11 protein-coding genes are annotated in these 26,775 nt (G+C 60.4%); 2 read left to right on the forward strand and 9 right to left on the reverse strand.

Annotated features, from left to right (window positions below):
• Positions 1 to 156: 156 nt before the first annotated feature.
• Positions 157 to 11,847 (forward strand): two-partner secretion domain-containing protein, encoded by an 11,691-nt coding sequence (locus AC07XZ_RS26825; RefSeq protein WP_102688328.1) that lies wholly within the window; start codon positions 157 to 159, stop codon positions 11,845 to 11,847.
• A gap of 382 nt (positions 11,848 to 12,229) precedes the next feature.
• Here the strand turns inward: AC07XZ_RS26825 and AC07XZ_RS26830 are convergent, their stop codons facing one another.
• The 7 genes from AC07XZ_RS26830 to AC07XZ_RS26860 all read right to left on the reverse strand — a co-directional run bounded on the left by AC07XZ_RS26830 (position 12,230) and on the right by AC07XZ_RS26860 (position 19,640).
• Complete coding sequence (locus AC07XZ_RS26830) at positions 12,230 to 13,870, reverse strand: BatD family protein (protein ID WP_102688329.1); 1,641 nt, start codon at positions 13,868 to 13,870, stop codon at positions 12,230 to 12,232.
• The gene (locus AC07XZ_RS26835) at positions 13,867 to 15,603 is read right to left on the reverse strand and encodes a VWA domain-containing protein (protein WP_102688330.1); all 1,737 of its coding nucleotides are present in this window, start codon (positions 15,601 to 15,603) and stop codon (positions 13,867 to 13,869) included. Before AC07XZ_RS26835 ends, AC07XZ_RS26830 begins: the two co-directional genes overlap by 4 nt.
• On the reverse strand, positions 15,600 to 16,679 hold the full coding sequence (locus AC07XZ_RS26840) for a vWA domain-containing protein (protein WP_102688331.1): 1,080 nt from the start codon (positions 16,677 to 16,679) through the stop codon (positions 15,600 to 15,602). The genes AC07XZ_RS26835 and AC07XZ_RS26840 overlap by 4 nt, the downstream gene beginning before the upstream one ends.
• A complete protein-coding gene (locus AC07XZ_RS26845; protein WP_039766825.1) occupies positions 16,672 to 17,169 on the reverse strand; it encodes a DUF4381 domain-containing protein in 498 nt (165 codons plus the stop codon). Before AC07XZ_RS26845 ends, AC07XZ_RS26840 begins: the two co-directional genes overlap by 8 nt.
• Complete coding sequence (locus AC07XZ_RS26850) at positions 17,166 to 18,110, reverse strand: DUF58 domain-containing protein (protein WP_007959332.1); 945 nt, start codon at positions 18,108 to 18,110, stop codon at positions 17,166 to 17,168. The genes AC07XZ_RS26845 and AC07XZ_RS26850 overlap by 4 nt, the downstream gene beginning before the upstream one ends.
• 5 nt (positions 18,111 to 18,115) lie before the next feature.
• The gene (locus tag AC07XZ_RS26855; protein ID WP_011334589.1) at positions 18,116 to 19,075 is read right to left on the reverse strand and encodes an AAA family ATPase; all 960 of its coding nucleotides are present in this window, start codon (positions 19,073 to 19,075) and stop codon (positions 18,116 to 18,118) included.
• A 211-nt stretch (positions 19,076 to 19,286) separates the two neighbouring features.
• On the reverse strand, positions 19,287 to 19,640 hold the full coding sequence (locus tag AC07XZ_RS26860; RefSeq protein WP_003225678.1) for a hypothetical protein: 354 nt from the start codon (positions 19,638 to 19,640) through the stop codon (positions 19,287 to 19,289).
• A gap of 516 nt (positions 19,641 to 20,156) precedes the next feature.
• On the opposite strand from AC07XZ_RS26860, the gene AC07XZ_RS26865 reads away from it, so the two are divergent.
• Positions 20,157 to 25,043, forward strand: coding sequence for an NAD-glutamate dehydrogenase (locus AC07XZ_RS26865; protein WP_102688332.1), 4,887 nt, complete (start codon positions 20,157 to 20,159; stop codon positions 25,041 to 25,043).
• Between the two features lie 153 nt (positions 25,044 to 25,196).
• Here the strand turns inward: AC07XZ_RS26865 and AC07XZ_RS26870 are convergent, their stop codons facing one another.
• A complete protein-coding gene (locus tag AC07XZ_RS26870; RefSeq protein ID WP_102688333.1) occupies positions 25,197 to 25,910 on the reverse strand; it encodes an ATPase in 714 nt (237 codons plus the stop codon).
• A gap of 228 nt (positions 25,911 to 26,138) precedes the next feature.
• Positions 26,139 to 26,558 (reverse strand): cupin domain-containing protein, encoded by a 420-nt coding sequence (locus AC07XZ_RS26875; protein WP_102688342.1) that lies wholly within the window; start codon positions 26,556 to 26,558, stop codon positions 26,139 to 26,141.
• Positions 26,559 to 26,775: the final 217 nt, after the last annotated feature.

Raw genomic sequence — 26,775 nt, forward strand, 5'->3', positions numbered from 1 at the left:
CATGGCTTTTGCCGTGATCGTCCGGGCAACGCTTGATCGCCTTGCGCAACTTTCTCCCTATCCGATTTTGCTCTGACGGGCGCCATCCGCAACCCCGTCGGGATCGTCGCGCCTGCCTTCAAATCGCCCATCCTGCCTGTGCATTGAGACCTTTACATGGACGTTCGTCAGTTCTCCTTTCTCGCTCGCCTGCCATCTGCCGCCGTAAAAAGCCGTGATCAGTTCTGCGGTATGCCCAAGCGAGGACTGGCGTTTTTGCTGGCCAACGTCATGTTCTGGCAACCGATGTGGGCACAGGCCGACGGCATTGTGGTGGCCAACCCTGGCACTACGCTCGACCGCGCCGGCAACGGCGTGCAGATCATCAACATCGCCACGCCCAACGGGGCGGGTCTGTCGCACAACCAGTTTCATGACTACAACGTCAGCGCGCAGGGCGTCATCCTCAACAACGGTTCCAACCAGGCTTCGTCCACTCAATTGGGCGGCTACATCATTGATAACCCGCACCTGAAAAACAGTGGTTCGGCACAGGCGATCCTCAACGAAGTCATCGGTGGCAGCTCGAGCCAGTTGCGCGGTTACACCGAAGTGGCGGGGCAGTCGGCGCGGGTGATCGTCGCCAACCCGTACGGCATCAGTTGCAACGGTTGCGGTTTCATCAACACACCACGCGTCACCCTTACCACCGGCAAACCGGTGCTGGATGGCAGCGGTCGGCTGGATCGTTTCCAGGTCGATCAGGGCAGCGTCGCCATCGAAGGCGCCGGGCTTAACGCAACCAATGTCGACCGCTTCGAAATCATCACCCGCAGCGCGAAGATCAACGCCGAGATCCAGGCGAAAAACCTGACCATCGTTGCCGGGCGCAACGACGTCAACGCCAACAACCTCAACGCCACGGCCCGCGCCGACGACGGCAGCGCCAAGCCGCAACTGGCCATCGACTCCTCGGCGCTGGGCGGCATGTACGCCGGTGCGATCAAACTGGTCGGCACCGAAGCCGGGGTCGGGGTGAAGCTCGACGGCAAACTGATCGCCAGCGGCGGCGACATCCAGCTCGACGCCAACGGCCAGTTGAGCCTGGCCGAAACCTCGGCCACCGGCGCGGTCAACGTCAAGGCCGCCAGCCTGGAGACCCGCTCGGCGGTCTACGCCGGCACCTCGCTGAACGTACAGACTCAGGGCGATCTGACCAACCGACAGACTCTCGCGGCGCGGGACAGCATCAGCCTCAGTGCGGGCGGTCAGTTGACCAACGCCGGGGCCATTGAAGCCGGGGTCAATGCTGATGGCAGTCGCAATGCCAATGGTGATCTGAGCCTGAGCGCGCAAAACATCGACAACCGTGGCAAGAGCCTGGTGGCCAGCCGCAATCTGGCGGTGAATGCCGCGCAGGTGCTGAGTAACCAGGGCGGCACGCTGAGCGCTGCGCAGATCGCAAGCATCGTTGCGGGGACGCTGGACAACCAGAATGACGGGCGTGTGCTGAGCAAAGGCGCGCTGAACGTGACCGCCAATCAAGTGCTCAACAGCCAAGGTTTGATCGACGCAAAGGGTAACCTGACGGCCACGATCGGTCAGTTGAACAACAGCAACGGCCAGGTTTCGAGTTCCGGTATCACTCGACTCAGCGGAACCTCCGTCAACAACCTCGGCGGTCAGATCCTGGGTGATCTGGGGCTTAACATTGATCTCAGTGCCGCGCTGGACAATCGCGACGGCATGCTCGGTTCCGGCGTTGCTCTCGATCTCAAGGCCGGTAGTCTCGATAACCGCGACGCCGGGGTCGTGGTCAGCGATGGCGGTCTTGTGGTGCGGGTCAGCGGTTTGCTCGACAACCGCAACAAAGGCGAAATCACCGCCAAGGGCGCCATTGACGCGCAGGCCGGTCATCTCGACAACCGTGACGGCAAGGTCATCGGCAAAGGCACGCTGGCCTTGCGCAGTGATTCGGCAGACAACCGTGGTGGCGCGCTGCAAGGCGACGGGCAACTGACGCTGAACGTCGATCGACTGGATAACCGCGACAACGGTCTGATCATCGGCAAGGCTGGCATCACATACGCAGGCACGCGCCTGGACAACAGCAGTGGCCTGGTCAGTGCTGTCGGCCCGGTGGGTATCAAGGCCGGCGAGGTGCAGAACGCCAAAGGGCGGATCTCCAGCCAGGGCGACTTGACCGCGACCATCGGCCTGCTGCAACAGCAGGGCGGCGCACTGGTCGCACAGGGCAATCTGAGCCTGACCGGCACCACACTCGACAACCGTAACGGCGGGCTGATCGGCACCAAAAAAGCGCTGACTCTCGCGGTCGATGACATCGATAACCGGGCGGGCGAGCTATCTGGCAGCCTGTTGCTCAATATCAAGGGCCAGCGTCTGGACAACAGCGACGGTGGCAAGATTCTCGCGGCCAGCGATCTGGAGCTTGCTGTTACCCGATTGATCAACCAGAACAAAGGCATGATCGTCGCCAGCGGCGCGACGAAACTGACCGGCAATACGCTAGATAACACCGGTGGCTCGTTCGATAGCTTGAAAGGCCTGGTCGTCACGCTGGACGATGCAATGCTCAACGGCCAGGGGCTCATCAGCAGCGAAGGCACGTTGACCCTCAATGCCGGCCGTGTCGATAACAATGCCGGCAACCTGACCAGCGCCGGCGCCCTGGCGTTGACCAGTCTTGGCGCGCTGCTCAATCAGGGGGGCTCCATCAGCACCGACAGCACTCTGAAACTCAAGAGCGCCAGTCTCGACAATAGTCAGAAAGGTCTGATCTCCGGCAAGGACAACAGCCGGATCGACAGCGGCGATGTCGACAACAGTCAGGGCGGGCGCCTGATCAGCGGTGGAACGCTGGACTTCACGGCGGGGCAGGTCAACAACGCTGCAGGCCGCATCGCCAGTCAGCAAGCCATGACCATGTCGGTGACCGGCCTCGATCAGCAGGGCGGTGAACTGTTCAGCAAGACCAGCCTGAGTCTTGATTTGAACAACGGCCAGTTGAACAACCAGAACGGTCTGATCAATGCGCCCGGCGAATTGCTGCTCAAGCAACTCAATGGCGTGAACAACCAGGGCGGCGAAATCTCCAGCCAGCAAGCCTTCGCACTGACCGCCCATGACCTGGACAACAGCAACGGTAAACTGCTGAGTCAGCAGGGCTTGACCGTACGCATTGCGCAGGCGCTGAACAACGCCAAAGGCGTTATTTCCGGGGCATCGCTGGACAGTCACAGCGGCAGCCTCGACAACAATGAAGGCTTGATCAGCAGCCGTGGCCCACTGACACTGACGACCGACAACACCCTGGATAACCAGCTTGGTACGGTGATTGCCGACGGCAAACTCGAACTGACGGCGCAGACGCTGGACAACCGTGGCGGCAGCATCGCCGGCAAGTCGGATGCCACCGTACAGGCGAAAAAGCTCGATAACCAGGACGGCCAGTTGATCGCCACCGGCGTCCTCAAACTCGATGCCGACCTGCTCGACAACCGTCAGGGCGGACTGCTCGGCTCGACCAAGGCGATGACCTTGAACGTCGACGACGTGGATAACCGCGGCGGTGAAATCAGCACCAATAGCGATCTGCAGGTGACCGGCAAAAAACTCGACAACAGTGACGCCGGCAAGATCTTCACCGGCCAGTCGTTGACGCTCACTGTCGAGCAATTGATCAACCGCAACAAGGGTCTGATCAATGCCGGCACCTCGTTCGATCTGCACGGCAAATCGCTGGACAACAGTGGTGGTGAACTGCTGAGCCAGCAGGCCATGGGACTGACGCTGACCGGTGCATTCGACAACAGCCAGGGCAAGGTCAGCAGCGAAAGCGCCCTGACGGTCAAAACCTCGCAACTGACCAACATCAAGGGCAGCCTTTCCAGCGCTGCGGACCTGACAGTCGAGAGTCGCGGCAGCGTTGATAACCAGGGCGGTGCGGTGGTCACCGATGGGGCGCTGGTGCTCGACAGCACCGGCCTCGACAACCGTCAGGCAGGCACACTCAGCGCCAAGGGCGCGGCCCGCGTCACCACAGGCGACTTCGACAACAGCACCGGCAAGCTCAGCAGCGCCGAGACCCTGAACCTCGTCGCGGGGAAGGTCACCAACCGCGATGGCGGGCAGATTGGTAGCCAGGGCGCTTTGACGGCGTCGGTCACACGGCTCGAGCAACAGAGCGGCAAACTGTTCAGCAATACTCGTCTGAGCCTGGACATGAACAATGGCCAGCTCAATAACCAGAATGGCTTGATCAATGCCCCCGGTACGTTGTTGCTCCAGCAACTCAATGGCGTGAACAACCAGGGCGGAGAAATTTCCAGCGGTGAAGCCTTTACCGTGGCGGCGCAAAATCTGGACAACGGCAATGGCAAGTTACTGAGTGCCCAGAGCCTGACGCTGCGCATCGCCCAGGCACTGGACAACGTCAAAGGCATGATCGGTGCAGCATCGATCGATGTCCGTGCCGGCAGTCTGAACAGCAGTGGCGGCAGTCTGGTCAGCCGCGGTGATCTTGACCTGACTGTCGATGGCCTGCTGCGCAACGACAGCGACGGCCTGGTGAGTGCGGCGCAAGCGCTGCGTATTCGCAGCGCCGACCTGAATAACCAGGGCGGTGTTTTGCAGGGCATCGGCAGCGTCACGCTCAATGCCATGGCCCTGAACAACCGCGACAAAGGCTTGATCAACAGCCAGGGCAGTCTGTCGCTGACGGCGTCAGCGCTGGACTCCAGCAATGGCGGTGAAGTCTCCGCCGGCGGCGATATCGACCTGACCTTGACCTCCCTGACCCAGAACGGCGGACGCCTGCTGGGCGACAAAGCCGTTACCGTGGATCTGGCCAATGGCGACATCGACAACACCAATGGTTTGTTGAGTGCCAAGGGACCGCTGACCCTCAAGCGCTTGCGCGACCTGAACAACCAGGGCGGTGAAATCTCCAGCAGCCTGGGTTTCGACGTCATCGCCCGGGCATTGAACAACAATGCCGGCAAGATCATCAGCGGCGAGAAACTGAAGCTCAGCGGTACGACCCTGACCAACCAGAACGGCTTGCTCTCGGGCTGGCAGCAGTTGAGCGTCAGTGGCGACAGCCTGGACAACCGCGCCAACGGCACGCTCTCAAGCCGCAACGGTGATGTGTCGGTCGATCTCAAGGGCGCTCTGCTCAACAGCGGTAACGGCGCTCTGGTTTCGCAAGGCAATCTGACCGTCAATGCCGGCAGCCTCGACAACAGCGACAAAGGCATTCTCAGCAGTGCGGCAGGGCAGACCCTCACGCTCAAAGGCGCACTCAACAACAATCAGGGCGGCCTGATCGACAGTGGCGCCGCACTGGACATCACCAGCACTGCACTGACCAACGCAGACGGTTCCATCAACGCGCTACAGGCGCTCACTGCCAACGCTACGAGCCTGGATAACAGCGGGGGCAAATTCGCGGCCAACGGCGCGATCAACCTGAACCTGTCGGGACAGCTGAACAACAACGCCGGCAAACTGGCGGGCACCGGTCCGGTCGTGATCAAAGGCGTCAGCGATCTGAGCAACCGCAACGGCCAGCTCGCCAGTCAAGGTTCGCTGCAACTGCTGACCGGCTCGCTGGACAACGGTAGCAAAGGCACCATTGCGGCCAAGGATGGCTTGTTGATCACCGCCAGCGCCGCCGTGCGCAACGATGCCGACGGCTTGATCTACAGCCAGACCGGCAGCCTGCAACTCAAGGCGGCGAGCCTGGCCAACGGCAAAGGTTCGATCCAGAGCCAGACCGGCCTGACGCTCGACGTTACTGGCGATCTCGATAACCAGAGCGGAAAAATCATCGCTCAGGAAGGCGACGTGACGGTCGGTGCGGCCAGCATCGATAACCGCGGCGGGATTCTGTCCAGCATCAAGGGTGCCCTCGAGGCACGTACCGTCGGTGTCCTGCGCAATGGCTTCGACCTGAACAACAATCGCCAGGGCGGCGTCATTCAGGCTCAGGGCCTGAAACTGTCGGCACTGGCCGGCCTGAACAACAATGGCGGGCGCATCTCGGCGCAAGGCGCCGACGCGAACATCACCACCGCTGCATTCGATAACCGTAATGGCGTGATCTACGCCAAAGGGCTGGTTGGCGTAAGCGGCACGAGTCTGGACAACGGTGCCGGGCAGATCGCCGCCGAGCGCATCGATTTTGGCTTGAGTGGTGCGCTGATTAACGGCGCGGGTGTCATTGAAAGCAACACCCGACTGACCGTCAAAGCGGCCAGCGTCAATAACCAGAGTGGCCGACTGCGTTCGCTGGGCACCTCTGGCAAGACCGAATTCCAGATCGGCGGCCTGCTGGATAACCGCAATGGCGTGCTGGAAACCGCGAACACCGACATGACCCTGGCCGTCGGCAGCTTCCTCAACGGTGGCGGGCAGCTCAACCACGTCGGTCGCGGCAAGTTCGATCTCTCCACGACCAACGTGATCGGTGCCGGCGGCAGCATTACCACCGGCGGCCTTCTGGATTTGACGGCCGACACCTGGAACAACTCCAGCGTGATTCAGGCCGGGCGATTGAACGTGAACGTCCGCCAGTTCAGCCAGAGCGCCAGCGGCAAGCTGCTGGCCTCCGATCTTCTGCAGATACGTGGGGGCAACTGGACCAACGACGGACTGCTCGCCAGTGATGGCCTGATTCATATGCAACTGACCGGCGCCTATGGCGGCAACGGGCGTATGTCGAGTCAGCGTGGTCTCAACCTGAGTGCAGCGCAAGTCAACATCGGTGGTGCCGGCAGCATCGCCGCTGGTGGATCGTCGACGATCAGTACCGGTGGATCGCTCGTCAACTCGGGCCGCATCACCTCCAGTGAAGATCTGACCGTGAACGCCGGCAGTGTCGCCAACTACGGCACGTTGGGTGCGGCGCAGAACCTGAACATCAACACCCCTTCATTGCTCAATGACCGCGGGTTGATCTTCAGCGGCAAGGACATGACGCTCAGTGTTGGCAATCTGACCAACCAGCATGGTGATTTCTACGGTCTGGGTAATGTTGTTGTCGGTGGTTACGGCGGTGCAGCGAGGGCGGCAGGCGTCTACAACATCTCCGGTTCCATGGAGAGCGGTGGCGCGTTCACGATGAATGCCGATGTCTTCGAAAACCGCTCCGAAGGCCCAGTGATGTCGGGTGACCGCAAACTGGTCTCTGGCTACATTGCCAATATTTGCAACGACTGCCGCGGCGGGACATTCGTTTTCACGCTTTCGGCTCATGAGCTTTATCAAAGTACTGACACTGATACCAGCGCCTCTGCCGTATTGAATGTAGGCAAGGACTTCGTTTTCCAGGGCGGGACTTTTCTTAACAGCAAAAGCACCGTGGCTGCCGGCGGCAATATCAGCATCACGGCCGACAGCCTCAAAAACATTGGTGCCAAGAGCGGCACCATCGAACGTACAAGCACTTACGTCCTGACCATGGGAGCGGGCGATACTCCACGGTTTTTCGAAAGCGTCGTAATGCCTTACAACCAGCGCAACAATCCTGATTTCCCGTATGTGTATTACATCGATCCGGCGGGTGCTATCCGTAAAGCCATTCCGACATCCGGTCGTGTCAGAGAAGGGAACCGGGACGGCGAGTGGTACAACGTGGTGGGTCTCAAGGACAGTGAGACAGGCGCAACGGTCAGTGCGTTACGTGGCTATAACATCGCACTGCCTGGTTTGAACTATGGCTTTGAATCCACAACGCCATCTCTTTATGACAAGAATAATCTGGTCGAACTGCCCGCTCAGTTGACTCAGTACAAACCTGAGTCCGTCACTGAAGTCGCTGTTGACAGCACAGGTGCAGCGAGCACAGGTACAAGCCGCAATGCTGTCATTCAGGCCGGTGGCAACGTTTCGATCACCGCCGTCAAGGACGTGGAGAACAGCGTCATCCACCAGGATTACGGCGCTACTGGCGGTACCAACAAAGTCGCAGACACTCGGGTTGGCAACACCGGCATAGCGGTCATCAGGATCAACAGCCAGTTGCCACCGGAGCTGGCCCAGCAGCAGGTCAATCCACTGACCTTGCCGGGCTTCTCCTTGCCGGTAGGCGACAAAGGTCTTTTCCGTCTGAGCACCCAGGGGGGCAGTGACCTTTCTCCTGTAGTCGCTACAGGTCCATCGCCCACCTGGACAATGACCGGCGAGTCGGTCAAGGCCGAGCAGCATCTGGTCGCAGGCACCAGCGGCGGTCCGCGCAATTTGCTGGTCGATGCTCCTGCACCGGTCTCTGACAGCACGCGCGCCGTCGATACCTTTCGACGCGACCCGACCATGGTCAAAGCGGTCGCCAGCACGCTGGATGTGAACGTTCCGGTGAATCCGGCCGGTCCCGGCAGGGGCGGACGTGGCAATGACGCCCGGGAGTCGATCGACAGTCGCCCGGTCACCCGCGTGACGGGCCTGCCAGACACCAAGGCCCCGGCGAACGGCCACAAATACCTGATCGAAACCAACCCGGCGCTGACCGATCTCAAGTCCTTCATGAGTTCGGACTACCTGCTCGGCAAACTCGGTTACGACCCGGACCAGAGCGCCAAGCGTCTCGGTGACGGACTCTTCGAGCAGCGTCTGGTGCAGCAAGCCGTGACCGCGCGCACCGGCCAGGCCTTCATCGATGGCCGAAGCAACAACGAGGACATGTTCCGCTACCTGATGGACAACGCCATCGCCAGCAAGGACGCCCTCAACCTGTCGATGGGCGTGGGCCTCACTGCCGAACAGGTGGCGGCGCTGACCCACGATATCGTCTGGCTCGAAGAGCACGAAGTGAACGGTGAAAAAGTGCTGGTGCCGGTGCTGTACCTGGCCCAGGCCAACGGCCGTCTCGGCCCGACCGGTGCGTTGATTTCCGGTAAGGACGTGACGCTGATTGCCGGCGGGAATCTGGATAACGTCGGGACGTTGAAGGCGACGAATGATTTGATGGCTATCGCCGGTAACGACGTTGTCAACAGCGGAGTGATTGAGGCGGGAAATCGCCTGGATGTTCTGGCGGGCAATGATGTCGTCAACAAATCCGGCGGCATCATCACCGGGCGGGATGTAAACGTGACAGCGATTCGTGGAGACGTACTTAACGAGCGAACCATTACGACCCAGACCAATAACACCCGCCTCGCCTCTCAAAGTCATGACTTCGCCGACAGCGCAGCAAGAATTGAAGCGGCCAATGATCTGACGGTAATGGCAGGCCAGGACATCAATGTTAAAGGCGCAGTCATGCAGAGTGGCCGGGACATGACGTTCAACGCAGCTCGCGACATCAACGTGACGTCAGCGCAGGTGGCGAACAGCGTCTATTACGACAGTCGGCACAACAGCAGCAATGTCACTCAGTTGGGTTCGGAACTGGACTCGGGTCGCGATGTATCCATGCGCTCCGGCCGCGACATAACAGTCGTTGCCAGCAAGATTGACGCTGAACGCAATGTCGCGATGGCCGCGACCGGTGACTTGACGATCAGTTCGGCCGCAGATGAGGAGCACTCCCTGTCGAAGAGCAAGAAACTTACAAAGCAGGAAGATCACGTCAGCCAGGTCATGAGCGATATCAAGGCTGGTGGCAGTGTTGCAATGAGTGCAGGTGATGACATGGCGGTGATCTCCAGTCGCATCAGCGCCGGTGACGAGGCGTACTTGGTTGCCGGAGACCGACTGGACATTCTTGCCGCGCAGGACACTGACTACTCGTTGTATGACAAGAAGAAGAAAGGCTCATTCGGGTCCAAACAAACCAAGCGCGATGAGGTGACTCAGGTCACTCATATCGGTAGTGAAATCACGTCTGGCTCCAACATGGTTTTGGCAAGCGGTGGGGATCAGCGTTACCAGGCTGCGAATCTGCAAAGTGGTGGCGATCTCACGATCAACAGTGGCGGCTCAGTCACGTTCGAAGGTGTGAAGGATCTGCATCAGGAAAGCCACGAGAAGAGCAGTTCCAGTCAGGCCTGGACGTCCATGTCGGGTAAAGGCAGCACCGATGAGACGTTGAAACAGACCCAGATGACGGCCGCAGGAAAGCTGGCAATCCATGCGGTTGACGGGCTGAAAATCGATGTCAGACAGGTCAACCAGCAAACCGTAAGCGAAGCCATTGATGCGATGGTCAAGGCGGATCCGAAACTTGCGTGGCTCAAGGATGCCGAGCAACGGGGTGACGTGGACTGGCAACTGATCAAGGAAACCCACGAATCGTTCAAATACAGCAATTCGAGCCTGGGTCAGGGCGCGATGCTGGCAATCATTATCGTCATGACCGTATTGACCGCCGGAGCGGCAAGTGGTCTGGCGGGCACAATGGCGGGTGCGACAGCTGGCTCGGGCTCGGCAATGGCTGCGGGATCGGCGACCATGGCAGCGGGCTGGGGGAACGTTATGGCAACCAGCGTAATGACCTCGATGGCCGGCTCGGCGACGGTGAGCGCCATCAACAATAAAGGCAATCTGGGCGCGGTCGTAAAAGATGTCACCAGTACCCAGAGTCTGAAGGGCTACGCTACATCCGCCCTGACAGCGGGCATCACTTCCGGGTATCTGGATGAGGCGTTTGGTGCATCGACCAATCCCACAGCAGGAATCACGAAAGGATTCGATCTCGGAAAGTTGAGCGGCATTGGTGACTACATCAAGTATTCTTTGGCCCAAAGCGCGACACAGGCCGGAGTAAGCACCCTCATCAATGGCGGTAGCCTTGGTCAAAACCTGATGACAGCGATTGCATCGCAAGCCAATAACGTCGCCATGGCAACCGGGTTCAACTTTGTCGGCGATTACGTGAAATATCCAACAGGCAGTTTCGAAAAAGTACTGGCCCATACACTGATGGGAGGGTTGCTGGCTCAAATCACTGGGGGAGATTTCAAAACGGGTGCGGCAGCAGCAGGCGCCAATGAAGCGTTGAGTGGAATTCTTGATGGAATGACCAAGGGCGACAAGCAACTTGAACTAATGGCTTCTCAATTGACCGGTATTCTGGCGGCGACTGCCGTCGGAGGTGATGTACAGCTTGGGGCGGACATTGCCAAATACGCAACGGCGTTCAATCGTCAAGGGCATGAGGAGGAAGAGCATGCCAAGGAAGAAGAGGCCAGTAAGGGCGACTTCAAAAAGGAAAACCTCGATAAAGCGACTTGCTACATGATCCGGTGCTGGGCCCAGTATGAAAGGGGGAGTGCCGAGTATCGTGCAAATTACCTCACGGAGGCTGATATGGCCGGGCTCAGCAATGAGTTGACCTGGGCTGATGCACAGCGTGACAGGGGTTTGTTTGACTATACTTATTTTGATTCAGTCTCGGATTTTGCAACGCGTGATGCCTTTCCTCTGGGAGCCGATGCTCTTCAGGCGGGTCTCGGGGTGGGAACCGTGGTATCGGGTTTCAGTCTGTGCGCCACTGTTGCAGGTTGCGCCTTTGGAGGGCCTATGGCGACGATTGGAGCAGGTAACGCTGTAGAAGGCAGTAGCGGTTTTTATAACCACATCTTTGGTGATGAGCCCTTCCGATATAATCCTGTAAAGGACGCATTTTCATACTTTGGAGGTGAGTATGGATCTGCTGCATACAGCGGTGCGGATCTGTTCTTCAGTGCAGGGTCGGGGTTCGTAAAAGTACCTTTGAGAATATCGTCGGACGGACTAAAGAACACCAAGTCGCTATTCGGTGTGACAGTGGAAAAATTTGATAATAATTTCGTCGTGCCTGTTTTTGGTAAGACTTTGCCTTTCGGGAGCGCTCTGGGTATGTATCTGTATGGTGTGACTGGAAAGGCGTCTGACTTTTATAAGGAACTAAATAGTGGCAAGTAGAAATATATTCGCCAGATCGGTCGTTTTGTTGTGTGTCGTCTGGTTTGTGTTCATGGTGTCTTTGCTGCTTTCTCTTGTAGTGGTTTCACTGTTGATGGCGGCGCTATATGTTTTTTTCGAGCCTGATTTCAGGTTGGTATTCAAGTGTGTCGGGATTCCATTGGCATTGGTTCTGTCGGCGCGATGGATTTACAAGAACCTGGCTCGTGTGAAAGACTTTGCTGATGGGTGAAAGGTGCGAGGTGGAAAGGAAGGACGGATTTATTTATTGCTTACTGTTGTAAATAAATCTGACCACTTCTTGAGAGCAGCAAAGCACAAGCAGAAAAAGGGGCGGATTTATTTGATTAATAAATCCGCCCCTTTTTTATTTTTTACTGAGCTACTTCGGATAAAGCGGCGGCAACCCACTATCCCCAACCGGATCCTGCACCCGCTCCGCCGTCGGAATCGTCCGGATCGCCCGCCACAAATCCTCACCCTGCCAATGCTGCCCCGTCTCGCTGTACAACGCGCCGTTCAAACCATCCAGCGCATCGGACAGCGGCACGAACCGCGCCGCCATGTCCGCCAGGGTTTCCGGTTGCTGACGGGCCCAGGCGTCGAGGGCCTGGCGGGTGGCGTGGGGGTCGTTGGCCTGGCTGGCGCGTTTGATGTCGTCGAGCAGGGTGCGCGGGCTCGGGCCGGTTTGTGCGGCGCGCAGGATCGCCGGTTGCCAGCGGGCACGCCACCAGAGGCCGAAGCCGAGCAGGGTGGTGCAGGCGAAAACGAACGTGCTGAGTTTCCACCACCACAACGCTTCGCTGTCGGCCGCGCTGAGCGGTTGCGCGCTGCCGGCCGGGGTGTCGACTTGCAGGCTCGGGTTGTTCGCCACTTGCAGGGTGCGCGCCGGCAGGCTGGTGTGTTCCAGGTGATCTTCGAAGGTGTTCCACCAGACCACGTCCACCGTTGGCAACTCGATCGAACCGCTGCGGCTCGGCACCAGCGCTTCGCGTTCTTCTCGGCTGCCGATCAGCCCTCGGTCGCTGCTCTGGTTGTTCAGCACCGGTTGATCCGGGTAGCGGCGCAGGCCGTTGGCTTCGGTGGCGGGCAGGGCGGGCAGTTGCGAGCTGGCCAGGCCTTCGACCTTGAGGGTCAGGCTGCGGGTCAGGGAGTCGCCGACCTGAGTGTGATCCGGCTCCGGGTTCCAGCTTTCGCTCAGGCTCAGGCTGCGGGCCGGCAGCCACGGCGCATCGCTGGGGTAGGTCATCGGTTTCGGTTTGACCGTCAGCGACGTGGCGCTGGAACTGACGCGCATCAGTTTGCCCGGTTTCGGCCCCTGCGCCGTGGCGTCCTGCGCGGGCTGGGCGTCGACCAGTGTGGCGCTGAAGGTCTGCGGGGCGATGCTCAGCAAGCCGCTGTGCTGCGGATAGATCGCATAGCGCATCTCGATCACGCCATGGCGCACACCGTTGATGTCTTTTTCGTAGGTGCGCATGTCGCCCAGTTGCTCGATGCGCGCGTCGGCGATCTGCAACGGCGTCAGGCTGCTGTCGTCGTACAGCGACACCGAATGGTAAATGCGCAACGTCAGGATGGCCTGGGCCTGCACGTAGACGCTGGTCTGGTCGAGGCTGGCTTCGATGAACACCGGTTCGCGGGCATTGTTCTCTTCGCGGTTGTCACTCTCGATCACCTGCACGGTGATCGGCTGGCTCTCGACTTCGCCCAGTTTCAGCGACGGGATTTCAACGCTGCCGTTCTGTTTGGGCAGCAGGGTGATGATCCAGCGAGTGGTGGCGCGGTTGTCACCGTTGAGCGTGTTCAACTGGTTGACCTGACGTGTGCCGCGTACTTCGAACAGTGGCTCCAGCGGGCTCAGGTCCGGTTTGCCGAACTGCGTGACATCGTTGGATTCGAGGGTAAGTTCAACCGTCTCGCCGGAGTTCAGGCGACTGCGATCCACACTGGCCGTCAGCTCGGCCGCCTGGGCGGTGGCCGTGCAGATCAGCAGGGGCAGCAAGAGAGCGGTGAAACGGGTCATCGAATGTTTTCCTGATCCTGATGTTGTTGCTGTTCGTACCAGAATTTGCGTCGCAGCAGTTCGCCCGGATCATCCGGGATCTTGCCCAGCCATTGTTCCAGCGCCTGCTGTTGCTCGCCTTCGAGGTTGTCCTCATTGGGGCGCAGCAGCGGCGCAGTGTTCTGTTCCTTGCCCGGTTCGCTGTCCGGCAGCTCGTTGGCACCCGGCTGCGGCGGGGTAGTCGGCGGCGGTTCGCTGGCGGACTCACCGGTTTGCGGCTCGCTCTGGGTTTCGCTTTTGACCGCTGGCGGCGGAGCGGTCGCTGGCGGTGGTTCATCGCCCGGTAGGTTTGGCTGCGCCGGTTTGTCTTGCGGTTCGGCCGGCGGCGGGGCGTTTTTCTGTTTCAGCAGGTTTTCCACCAGCGCCTTGTTGGTCAACGCCGGACGCAAATCCGGCTGGCGTTCCAGAGCCTGTTCGTAGGCGTCCAGCGCTGCTTCCAGCTCGCCGCTTCTGGCGAGGGCGTTGCCACGATTGTAGTGGGCGTGGGCGTCATTGCCCTCGGCGAAACGCTGAGCGGCGCCACTGTAGTCGCCGGCCTCGTACAACGCCACCCCTTGCCATTGCGGATCTTCGAAATGCTTCGCCGCTTCGGCCGGGCGCTTCTGTTTGAGCAGATGCAAGCCTTGTTGATCGGGACGCAGCCACAGGTCTTCGAAGTCGAAGGCATAGCTGGGTTGCGGCAACGCCAGCAGCAACGGCAGGCAGAACAACCAGCCACGCCGCCCGGCGCACGCGGCGAGCAACAACAGCGGCAACAGCAGCCAGTAACCCTGATCGGCCCAGGTGTCGAGGCGCACGGTCTGGCCATCGTTGCGCAGACTGCGCGGGCCATCGAGCAGGCCGAGGTCGCCCAGATCGGATTCATCCAGCCGTGCGCTGCGGTACTCGCCGCCGACCGCGTTGAGGAAGGCGCCGAGGCCCGGACTGTCGAGTTGCGGCACGCGGATCGCGCCTTGTTCATCCTTGAGGAAACTCCCGTCCTCCTGAGCAATCGGCGCGCCCTCGGCGGTGCCGACGCCGAGCATCAACAACAGCGCCGATTGGCCGCTTAGTGCATTGCGAATACCTTGGCGTTCTTCTTCCGACAGCGAAGAGCCAATCAGCAGAATCCGCCCCTGACCCAGCGCACCCTGCTTGAGCAACGCTAGCGCCTTGGCCACTGCCAGATCGGCGCGATGGCCGCTTTCCGGCATCAGCGAGGGCTTGAGCGCGTCGAGCAGGTTGCGACTGGTCGCCAGGTCATCCGACAGCGGCACCAGCGTATGGGCGCTGCCGGCGTAAACGACGATGGCGGTCTGGGCATCGCTGCGCACTTTCAGCAGGTCGAACAGCTTGCGCCGGGCCTGTTCCAGTCGCGTTGGCGGCGAATCGGTGGCGAGCATTTCCGGGGTCAGTTCCAGCACCACCACCAACGGGTCGGCGGGTTTCTGGCTGGTTTGTTCGACCCGCTCCCAGCTCGGCCCGAGCAACGCCAGAATCGTCAGCAGCCAGGCCACGCTCAGGGCGACCCACGGCAGTTTGCTGTCGCGACCGCTGCCGCCACTGAGCAGCGTGGCGTGAAAGGCCGGCGGCAGAATCATCTGCCAGCGACCGGCGCGTTTCTGTCGGTGCCAGAGCTGCCAGATCAGCCAGCCGAGCGCCGGCAGCAGCAACAGCCACCAGGGACGGAACCAGTGCGGCCAGAGAGCGATCATCGGCGCCTCCGCAAACGCAAACGCTTGAGACGGTCGCGCCAGTCAGGCAGAGGACTTTGCAGATACAGTTCCTTGGTGAACAGCCGTTGCAGCGGGTTGTCCGGCCACAACACACGGGCCACCAGCAAAATACTCAGCAGCAGCGCGAATGCCAGCGGCCACTGATACAACGCCTGCGCCGGACGGGCCTGGGTAGGTTGCTGAGTCACCGGTTCGAGCTGGTCGAGGGTGTCCTTGATCGCTTGCAGTTGCTGACCGTCGCGGGCGCGGAAGTATTGGCCGCCGGTGACCTCGGCGATGGACTTGAGCGCCGGTTCGTCGAGATCGAGGGTCGGGTTGCCGCCGAGCAACGCCGTGGCGCCGCTTTCTTCGGGATCGGCACCGATACCGATCGGATAGATTTTCACGCCTTCGCTGGCGGCCAGTTTTGCGGCGGTCAGCGGGTCGATTTCGCCGCCATTGTTGGCGCCGTCGGTGACCAGAATCAGCACCCGGCTCTGGGCCGGACGCATACGCAGGCGCTTCAGGGCCAGGCCGATGGCGTCGCCAATCGCGGTGTTCTTGCCGGCGATGCCGATCCGCGCTTCATCGAGCCAGACCCGAACGGTGCGCCGGTCAAACGTCAGCGGCGCTTGCAGGTAGGCCTGGCTGCCGAACAGGATCAGACCGACGCGGTCGCCATCGCGGCTTTCCAGAAAATCGCCGAGCAAATGCTGGACCAGCGACAGGCGACTGACGTCCTCGTCGTTCCATTGCATGTCCGGGAAATCCATCGAGCCGGACACGTCCACGGCCACCAGCAGATCACGACCGCTGGCGGCAATCGGCAGCGGTTCGCCGAGCCATTGCGGGCGGGCGGCGGCGATCAGCAGCATCAGCCACAGCAACATGAACGGCGCTTGCTGGCGCCACGCTGGCAGATTGGCCCGGGCGCGGCGGCGGGCGAGGCCTTCCAGATCACCGAGGAAACTCACTTTCAGCGCCGGTTCGCCGCTGTCGGCCACCGGCAGCACGAGGCGCATCAGCCACGGCAGCGGCAACAGCAGAAAGATCCACGGCCAGGCGAACTCAAACATGTTTGCGGATCCAGGTGTCGACTGCCTGGGTCAGGCCGGCGATGGCTTTGTCGTCGAGTTTGCACTCGGGTTTGTAGGCGCCTTCGACGAGCACCATCCAGCGGGTCAGGCCGGCGGCGGGGCAACGGTTGTCGAGAAACGCCAGCCATTTGCGGCCGTTGAGGGTATGGCTCTGGCTGTAGGGATAGTGGTTGCGGCACAGGCGCTTGAGCAGGCCGTTGAGCTGCTGCAGCCAGGCCCCGGCCGGGGCGCCATCGTAGGGTTTGGGCATCTGCGCCAGTTCGGCGAGTGCGGCGATACGCACCGGATCGAGCGGCAGTTCGGCGCGCACGACCGGTTTTTTCTTGATCGGAATGAAACGTCGCAGCCGCCAGACTGCAAAACCAATCACCGGCAACAGCAAAAGCAGCAGCCACCAGCCCGGCGCCGGCGGCCAGAAGGCAATCGGTGGCGGGGAGATCAGCGGTTGCAGTTGTTCGAGGCCGTTCATCGACCTTTCCCCGGACGTTGCGGGTTCAGGAACTCGCGCATCTGCTCAACCATTTCGCTCTGGGTGCTCAGTGGCATCAACAGCACTCGCAGCTTCTGCGCGAGCAATTCCCAGCGAGCGATCCGCGCTTCGGCCTGGGCGCGGTAGGTCTGGCGCAGATCGAAATTGAGGGTGTCGAGTTCCAGCTGCGCGCCACGTTCGGCGAATCTCAGCAGGCCGGCGGCGGGCAGGGCGTGATCCAGCGGATCGGACAGCGGCAGCATCAACAGATCGCAATGGCGCGACAACAGGCTCAATTGCTGCTCGGCGCTGTCGGACAGTGCGCGCTCGTCGCAGATCACGATCACCAGACTGCCCGGTCGCAGCACTTCGCGGGCCCGGCGCAACGCCACGCCAAACGCATCGCGATCCGGCTCCCGCTCGCTGTGCAGCGACTGATTGACCTTCACCAAGCGGTTGAGCAGTTGCAACAGGCTCTGCTTGCTGCGGCGCGGCTTGATTTCGTAATGCTCGTTGTCGCCGAACACCAGTCCGCCCACCCGGTCGTTGTGACCCAGCGCAGCCCAGCCGATCAGCGCCGCAGCCTGCGCCGCAAGCACCGATTTGAACATCAGCCCGGAGCCGAAGAACAGTCGCGTGCTTTGCTCGACCATGATGAAAATCGGCCGTTCGCGTTCTTCATGGAACAGTTTGGTGTGCGGTTCCTGAGTCCGCGCCGTGACGCGCCAGTCGATGGTGCGCACGTCGTCGCCGGCCTGATAGACCCGCACCTGATCGAAGTCCACACCACGACCACGAAATTTCGAGTGATGCAGGCCGATCAGCGGGCTGCGCTGGCTCGGCGTCGAAAACAGCTGCACTTCGCGCACGCGGTGACGCATCTCGATCAGCTCGGCGAGGCTGATGCGGATGCCCGGTTCGGACGGCAGGGAGGCGTTCATCGGGGTCAAGCGACGGCTACGACGTCGAGAATCCGTTGCACCACGCGATCCTGATCGATGCCAGCGGCTTCGGCTTCAAACGACAGAATGATGCGGTGACGCAACACGTCGAACAGCACCGCCTGGATGTCTTCCGGGCTGACGAAGTCGCGACCGGCCAGCCAGGCGTGGGCGCGGGCGCAGCGGTCGAGGGCGATCGAGCCGCGCGGGCTGGCGCCGTAGGCAATCCACTCGGCCATTTCCGGGTCGAACTTGGCCGGGTTGCGCGTGGCCATGACCAGTTGCACGAGGTATTCCTCCACGGCGTCCGCCATGTACAGACCGAGGATTTCCTTGCGCGCGGCGAAGATCGCCTGCTGGCTGACCCGACGCTCAGGCTTGGTTTCGCCGTTCAGGGCTTCGCCCCGGGCCTGTTGCAGGATCCGACGCTCTACGGCGGCATCCGGAAAGCCCATTTTCACGTGCATCAGGAAGCGGTCGAGCTGGGCTTCGGGCAACGGATAGGTGCCTTCCTGCTCGATCGGGTTCTGCGTGGCCATCACCAGAAACAGCGGCGACAGCTCGTAAGTGCTGCGCCCGACGCTGACCTGACGTTCGGCCATGGCTTCGAGCAAGGCTGATTGCACCTTGGCCGGGGCACGGTTGATTTCGTCCGCCAGCACCAGGTTGTGGAAGATCGGGCCTTGCTGGAACACGAAACTGCCGGTTTCCGGTCGATAGATCTCGGTGCCGGTGATGTCGGCCGGCAGCAGGTCCGGGGTGAACTGGATGCGATGGAACTGGGCTTCGATGCCCTCGGCGAGCTCTTTGATCGCTTTGGTCTTGGCCAGACCCGGAGCGCCCTCGACCAGCATGTGGCCGTCGGCGAGCAGGGCGATGAGCAAGCGCTCGATGAGTTTTTCCTGGCCGAGAATCTGCGTTGAAAGAAAGGTTCGCAGCGCCAGCAGCGCTTCACGATGTTCCATCGATGACTGTTCCTGGAAAGGGTGGCCACAGGCGTTCGGATAACGCCGGGGCTGGGGGCGTTACTTTAATCCATCGCAGGGGGTGGCGACTAACGGCATTTTGCGCAAAGTGCGGGAAATGACCGGGGCAATTGTTGGAATTTTGTAGGGCGGGGGAGGTGCGGTGTTCTTTCGGGCCCTTTCGCTCGCGAAAGGGCCGGCCCAGATGCCATCAAATCTGGCTGATATAGGTGCCAGTACCATCAAGAATGTTCTTCAGGGTTTCCTCGACTTCAGCCAGATCCACCATGTCCGGATTGAAGGTGATTTCCAGCACATCATCCCCGTTCAACGCATCGGCATCGGCTGCAGCGATTTCGATCTTCAACAGGGTTTTGGTCAAAGTGACCTTGACGCCATCAAGGGTCGACGGCTCGCCGTCCAGCGTGATCTCCAGCTCGTCCTCGTCCGGGTAGCGGCTCATCAGGAACATGTCGCCCTTGTCGCTGTGGCAGCAGAGCATGGCCATGTTGTCTTCTTCGTCGTCGCACGGGTTGACGATCAAAAGGGCGGTGGTCATTTGCATGGGGAATTCCTGCCTCGGCGGGCTTGTTGGTCGCAATTGGGCGCGATTCTGCCAGCCCCCGGGAATTTCTGCATGTGAGAGTGTCAGAGGATGTGTCGTGAACGCGACACAGGTCAATGGTCATTCCTGGCACGCCTGTACCGTAAAAACGGGCATTCAGACCGGCGTTCCGCCCCATGAATGCTAGTGTTTACCGATGCGCAGGCCTTGGTTTACGTGCCAATGACCGAATATGTCGCAGCACCGCAAGCAGACACATTGTCGCACCCATTAAGCTGCGCAACGGATGAGCACCCGTAAAGGCATTGCCAGGGCCCCGCGAGCGGCGCCGGGCAGTCGTTTTTGCAGATGCCCATTCATGGAAGGTGAATGTGACCTGAGTGTCTCGTCCAGCTTCACCCACCTGTCACCCTGTTTCCTCTGCCCGAGAATCAGGAACAGGGCGACGGAACGCCCCGAAAGGGGTTTTGCACGCGACGCTTTCCATCAATAACAAGCCCAAGCGGAGTACCACAGATGGCGTTCTTCACCGCAGCCAGCAAAGCCGACTTCCAGCACCAACTGCAAGCGGCACTGGCGCAGCACATCAGTGAACAGGCACTGCCACAAGTGGCGCTGTTCGCTGAACAATTCTTCGGCATCATTTCCCTGGACGAGCTGACCCAACGTCGCCTCTCCGACCTCGCTGGCTGTACTCTTTCTGCGTGGCGCCTGCTTGAGCGCTTCGATCACGCGCAACCGCAAGTGCGCGTCTACAACCCCGATTACGAACGTCACGGCTGGCAGTCGACCCACACCGCGGTCGAAGTGCTGCACCATGACTTGCCGTTCCTGGTGGACTCGGTGCGTACCGAGCTGAACCGTCGCGGCTACAGCATCCACACCCTGCAGACCACCGTGCTGAGCGTGCGTCGTGGCAGCAAGGGCGAATTGCTGGAAATCCTGCCAAAAGGCACCACCGGCGAAGGCGTGCTGCACGAGTCGCTGATGTACCTGGAAATCGACCGCTGCGCCAATGCGGCCGAATTGAATGTGCTGAGCAAGGAACTGGAACAGGTCCTGGGTGAAGTCCGCGTCGCGGTCTCCGATTTCGAGCCGATGAAGGCCAAGGTGCAGGAAATCCTCACCAAGCTCGATAACAGCGCATTCGCCGTCGATGCCGACGAGAAGACCGAAATCAAGAGCTTCCTGGAATGGCTGGTGGGCAACCACTTCACCTTCCTCGGCTACGAAGAATTCACCGTTGTCGATCAGGCCGATGGCGGCCACATCGAATACGACCAGAATTCGTTCCTCGGCCTGACCAAGATGCTGCGCACCGGTCTGACCAACGAAGACCGCCACATCGAAGACTATGCCGTGAAATACCTGCGCGAACCGACACTGCTGTCGTTCGCCAAGGCCGCGCATCCGAGCCGCGTGCACCGTCCGGCTTACCCGGACTACGTGTCGATTCGCGAAATCGATGCCGACGGCAAAGTGATCAAGGAACACCGCTTCATGGGCCTGTACACCTCGTCGGTGTATGGCGAAAGCGTGCGTGTCATCCCGTTCATCCGCCGCAAGGTCGAGGAAATCGAACGTCGCTCGGGCTTCCAGGCCAAGGCTCACCTGGGCAAGGAACTGGCTCAGGTTCTGGAAGTGCTGCCGCGTGACGACCTGTTCCAAACCCCGGTCGACGAACTGTTCAGCACCGTGATGTCGATCGTGCAGATCCAGGAACGCAACAAGATCCGCGTGTTTCTGCGCAAAGACCCGTACGGTCGTTTCTGCTACTGCCTGGCCTACGTGCCGCGCGACATCTACTCCACCGAAGTTCGCCAGAAAATCCAGCAAGTACTGATGGAACGCCTGAAGGCTTCCGACTGCGAGTTCTGGACGTTCTTCTCCGAGTCCGTGCTGGCCCGCGTGCAACTGATCCTGCGCGTCGACCCGAAAAACCGCATCGACATCGACCCGCTGCAACTGGAAAACGAAGTGATCCAGGCCTGCCGCAGCTGGCAGGACGACTACGCCGCCCTGACCATCGAAACTTTCGGCGAAGCCAACGGCACCAACGTGCTGGCCGACTTCCCGAAAGGCTTCCCGGCCGGTTACCGCGAGCGTTTCGCAGCGCATTCGGCCGTGGTCGACATGCAGCACCTGCTCAACCTGAGCGAGAAGAAGCCGCTGGCCATGAGCTTCTACCAGCCGCTGGCCTCCGGCCCACGCGAGCTGCATTGCAAGCTGTATCACGCCGATACCCCGCTGGCACTGTCCGACGTACTGCCGATCCTGGAAAACCTCGGCCTGCGCGTGCTGGGTGAATTCCCGTACCGTCTGCGTCACACCAACGGCCGCGAGTTCTGGATCCACGACTTCGCGTTCACCGCCGCCGAAGGCCTGGACCTGGACATCCAGCAACTCAACGACACCCTGCAGGACGCGTTCGTCCACATCGTCCGTGGCGATGCCGAGAACGATGCGTTCAACCGTCTGGTGCTGACCGCCGGCCTGCCATGGCGCGACGTTGCGCTGCTGCGTGCCTACGCCCGCTACCTGAAGCAGATCCGCCTGGGCTTCGACCTCGGCTACATCGCCAGCACCCTGAACAACCACACCGACATCGCTCGCGAACTGACCCGGTTGTTCAAGACCCGTTTCTACCTGGCCCGCAAGCTCGGCAGCGATGATCTGGACGACAAGCAACAGCGTCTGGAGCAGGCAATTCTGACCGCGCTGGATGACGTTCAAGTCCTCAACGAAGACCGCATCCTGCGTCGTTACCTGGACCTGATCAAAGCGACCCTGCGGACCAACTTCTATCAGACCGACGCCAACGGCCAGAACAAGTCGTACTTCAGCTTCAAGTTCAACCCGCACTTGATTCCTGAGCTGCCGAAACCGGTGCCGAAGTTCGAAATCTTCGTTTACTCGCCACGCGTCGAGGGCGTGCACCTGCGCTTCGGCAACGTTGCTCGCGGTGGTCTGCGCTGGTCCGACCGTGAAGAAGACTTCCGTACCGAAGTCCTCGGTCTGGTAAAAGCCCAGCAAGTGAAGAACTCGGTCATCGTGCCGGTGGGTGCGAAGGGCGGCTTCCTGCCGCGTCGCCTGCCACTGGGCGGCAGCCGTGACGAGATCGCGGCCGAGGGCATCGCCTGCTACCGCATCTTCATCTCGGGTCTGCTGGACATCACCGACAACCTGAAGGACGGCAAACTGGTACCGCCGGCCAACGTCGTGCGTCATGACGACGATGACCCGTACCTGGTAGTCGCGGCGGACAAGGGCACTGCAACCTTCTCCGACATCGCCAACGGCATCGCCATCGACTACGGCTTCTGGCTGGGTGACGCATTTGCGTCCGGTGGTTCGGCCGGTTACGACCACAAGAAAATGGGCATCACCGCCAAGGGCGCGTGGGTTGGCGTTCAGCGCCACTTCCGCGAGCGCGGCATCAATGTCCAGGAAGACAGCATCACCGTGGTCGGCGTGGGCGACATGGCCGGTGACGTGTTCGGTAACGGCTTGCTGATGTCCGACAAGCTGCAACTGGTTGCCGCGTTCAACCACATGCACATCTTCATCGACCCGAACCCGGATCCGGCCACCAGCTTCGCCGAGCGTCAGCGCATGTTCGATCTGCCGCGTTCGGCTTGGTCCGACTACGACACCAGCATCATGTCCGAAGGCGGCGGCATCTTCTCGCGCAGCGCGAAGAGCATCGCCATCTCGCCACAGATGAAAGAGCGCTTCGACATCCAGGCCGACAAACTGACCCCGACCGAACTGCTGAACGCCTTGCTCAAGGCGCCGGTGGATCTGCTGTGGAACGGCGGTATCGGTACTTACGTCAAAGCCAGCACCGAAAGCCACGCCGATGTCGGCGACAAGGCCAACGATGCGCTGCGCGTGAACGGCAACGAACTGCGCTGCAAAGTGGTGGGCGAGGGCGGTAACCTCGGCATGACCCAACTGGGTCGTGTGGAGTTCGGTCTCAATGGCGGCGGTTCCAACACCGACTTCATCGACAACGCCGGTGGCGTGGACTGCTCCGACCACGAAGTAAACATCAAGATCCTGCTGAACGAAGTGGTTCAGGCCGGCGACATGACCGACAAGCAACGCAACCAGTTGCTGGCGAGCATGACCGACGAAGTCGGTGGTCTGGTGCTGGGCAACAACTACAAGCAGACTCAGGCCCTGTCCCTGGCGGCCCGCCGTGCTTATGCGCGGATCGCCGAGTACAAGCGTCTGATGAGCGACCTGGAAGGCCGTGGCAAGCTGGATCGCGCCATCGAGTTCCTGCCGACCGAAGAGCAACTGGCCGAACGCGTTGCCGAAGGCCATGGCCTGACGCGTCCAGAGCTGTCGGTGCTGATCTCGTACAGCAAGATCGACCTCAAGGAGCAGCTGCTGGGCTCCCTGGTGCCGGACGACGACTACCTGACCCGCGACATGGAAACGGCGTTCCCGCCGACCCTGGTCAGCAAGTTCTCCGAAGCCATGCGTCGTCACCGCCTGAAGCGCGAGATCGTCAGCACCCAGATCGCCAACGATCTGGTCAACCACATGGGCATCACCTTCGTTCAAAGGCTCAAAGAGTCTACCGGCATGACCCCGGCCAACGTGGCTGGCGCTTACGTGATCGTGCGCGACATCTTCCACCTCCCGCACTGGTTCCGTCAGATCGAAGCGCTGGACTATCAGGTTTCCGCTGACGTGCAGCTGGAGCTGATGGACGAGCTGATGCGTCTGGGCCGTCGCGCTACGCGCTGGTTCCTGCGTGCCCGCCGCAACGAGCAGAACGCTGCCCGTGACGTCGCGCATTTCGGTCCGCACCTGAAAGAGCTGGGCCTGAAGCTGGACGAGCTGCTGAGCGGCGAAATCCGCGAAAACTGGCAAGAGCGTTATCAGGCGTACGTCGCCGCCGGTGTTCCGGAACTGCTGGCGCGTATGGTGGCGGGTACGACCCACCTCTACACGCTGCTGCCGATCATCGAAGCGGCCGACGTGACCGGTCAGGATCCAGCCGAAGTGGCCAAGGCGTACTTCGCCGTGGGCAGCGCGCTGGACATCACCTGGTACATTTCGCAGATCAGCGCCTTGCCGGTTGAAAACAACTGGCAAGCCCTGGCCCGTGAAGCGTTCCGCGACGACGTCGACTGGCAGCAACGCGCGATCACCATCGCCGTTCTGCAAGCGGGCGGCGGTGATTCGGACGTGGAAACCCGTCTGGCACTGTGGATGAAGCAGAACGACGCCATGATCGAACGCTGGCGCGCCATGCTGGTGGAAATCCGTGCCGCCAGCGGCACCGACTACGCCATGTACGCGGTGGCCAACCGTGAGCTGAACGACGTGGCGCTGAGCGGTCAGGCGGTCGTGCCTGCCGCGGCGACTGCGGAGCTTGAGCTTGCTTGAGTAGCCGTTGAATGAAAAAGCCCCGCTCTCGAAAGAGGCGGGGTTTTTTCATGCCTGTGTTCGGCGGTATTTATGTGTTGATGCACAGAACCAACCCCCTCACCCCAGCCCTCTCCCCCAGGGGGGGCTAGGGTGAGGGCAGCAATCTAACTATCACCGCACATTAAGACCTTGTTTACTCTCAAGCATCGACACATTACCTGCCGACCTGGTCAATAAATTACTGAGCGACTGGTCAAACTTCTGCAACGCCCGAACTTGCACATTCTGCTGTTCATTAATATCCGCCACGATATCTTCCGAACGTTTGTAATCCGCCCATAACGGACTCAAGGCTCTGGCGTCCGTCCCTTTGGCCGTGCCGATATAGTTGAACTTCCCGTCATAAAAATCCGCACTCACATCCGCCTTGACGTCCGAACTGCGCGACGTAATCAACTGGCTGTGAGTGTCGACGATCGCCACCACGTCCGGATTCGCCGCACGCAGGCTCTGCATGTCCGGGTACACCGTCACCGAGCCGAACTGGCGTTGCAGCGAAGCTTTCACCCAATCCACCGCCATGTCCGGTTTCGAGGTAGCGACGTAGGCGTCGTGGATTGGCTGCACCAGCAGGCTCTGGCCGAAACCGGTGCCGGCGTTGGCCTGGTAGTTGCGCAGGTAGTCGCGGTTGGTCTGGGTGCTCGGGCTGTAAATCACGCCCAGCGACACGCCCGGGCCGGCCTTCACGGTGGTCATGTGGCTGCGGCCCACCGGGTGGGGCAGCAACGTGTCGAGCGACGATACCGCTTTGGGCGCGGTGGGTACCGAGCAGGCCGTCAGTGTCAGCAGTGAAAGGAACAGAGTGCTGGCGAACGCAGGTTTCATGGTGTTTCTCCCGTGAAACAACTTCAGTCGGAAAGTTTAAGTTGCCACTGTTTGTGGCAGTTGAATCAGACTAAACCTGTGGCGGTTTTATGAAACGACCAATCAGTGAAGTTATCAGGAGGCCAATAGTTTTATTTGCTGTAAGCCGGGCAGGTTAATTGCGGCCAGCATTAAAAACGCCCAAATCGACGATTTGAGCGTTTTTATTTATGGCTGACGTAACAGCAATCAGTTTTCCAGGGGGATCAATACTTTCTCATCGGGCGACAGCACCATGAACACCAGCAATTTGGCCGGTTTGCTCTTGCTGGCGTTTTTCGAGATCAAATGCTCGGAACCGGCCGGCTCATACCAATACTGACCCTTCTTGTAGGTGATCGGTTGCTCACCTTTGACCTGGGAAACGATCTCGCCTTCCAGCACATACGCCATGGCTGTGCCGTCGTGTTTGTGGGCAATCGAAGACTGGCCGGGTTTGTAATCGACCTCAATCATCATGGCTTTTTTGCCGGGCACGTTTTTCAGCATCTGATCCTGCAGCAGCGAGATTTTCTCGGATGGGGAATCGGTGCCGTGGGCCAGTGCCGAAGCGCTGATGGTGAGGGCCAGAGCGGCGAGCGGGGCGGCAAGCAAGTGCAGGACTTTCATGGTGATCACCTGATAAGTGGGGGAGTCGGTCATCACAGTAGTCCGCGTGCCGGGGTATTCAAACGGCCAATACTCGTGAAGATCAGGTGACCAATCTGGGGGATTGCAGCGCATTCAAATACGCCATCGCTGGCAAGCCAGCTCCCACAGTTTTTTGTGTCGTTCATATGATTTGTGAACAATACAAAACCTTGTGGGAGCTGGCTTGCCAGCGATG

This window comes from Pseudomonas sp. GW458-11-26-14-LB4 (genome assembly GCF_059423925.1).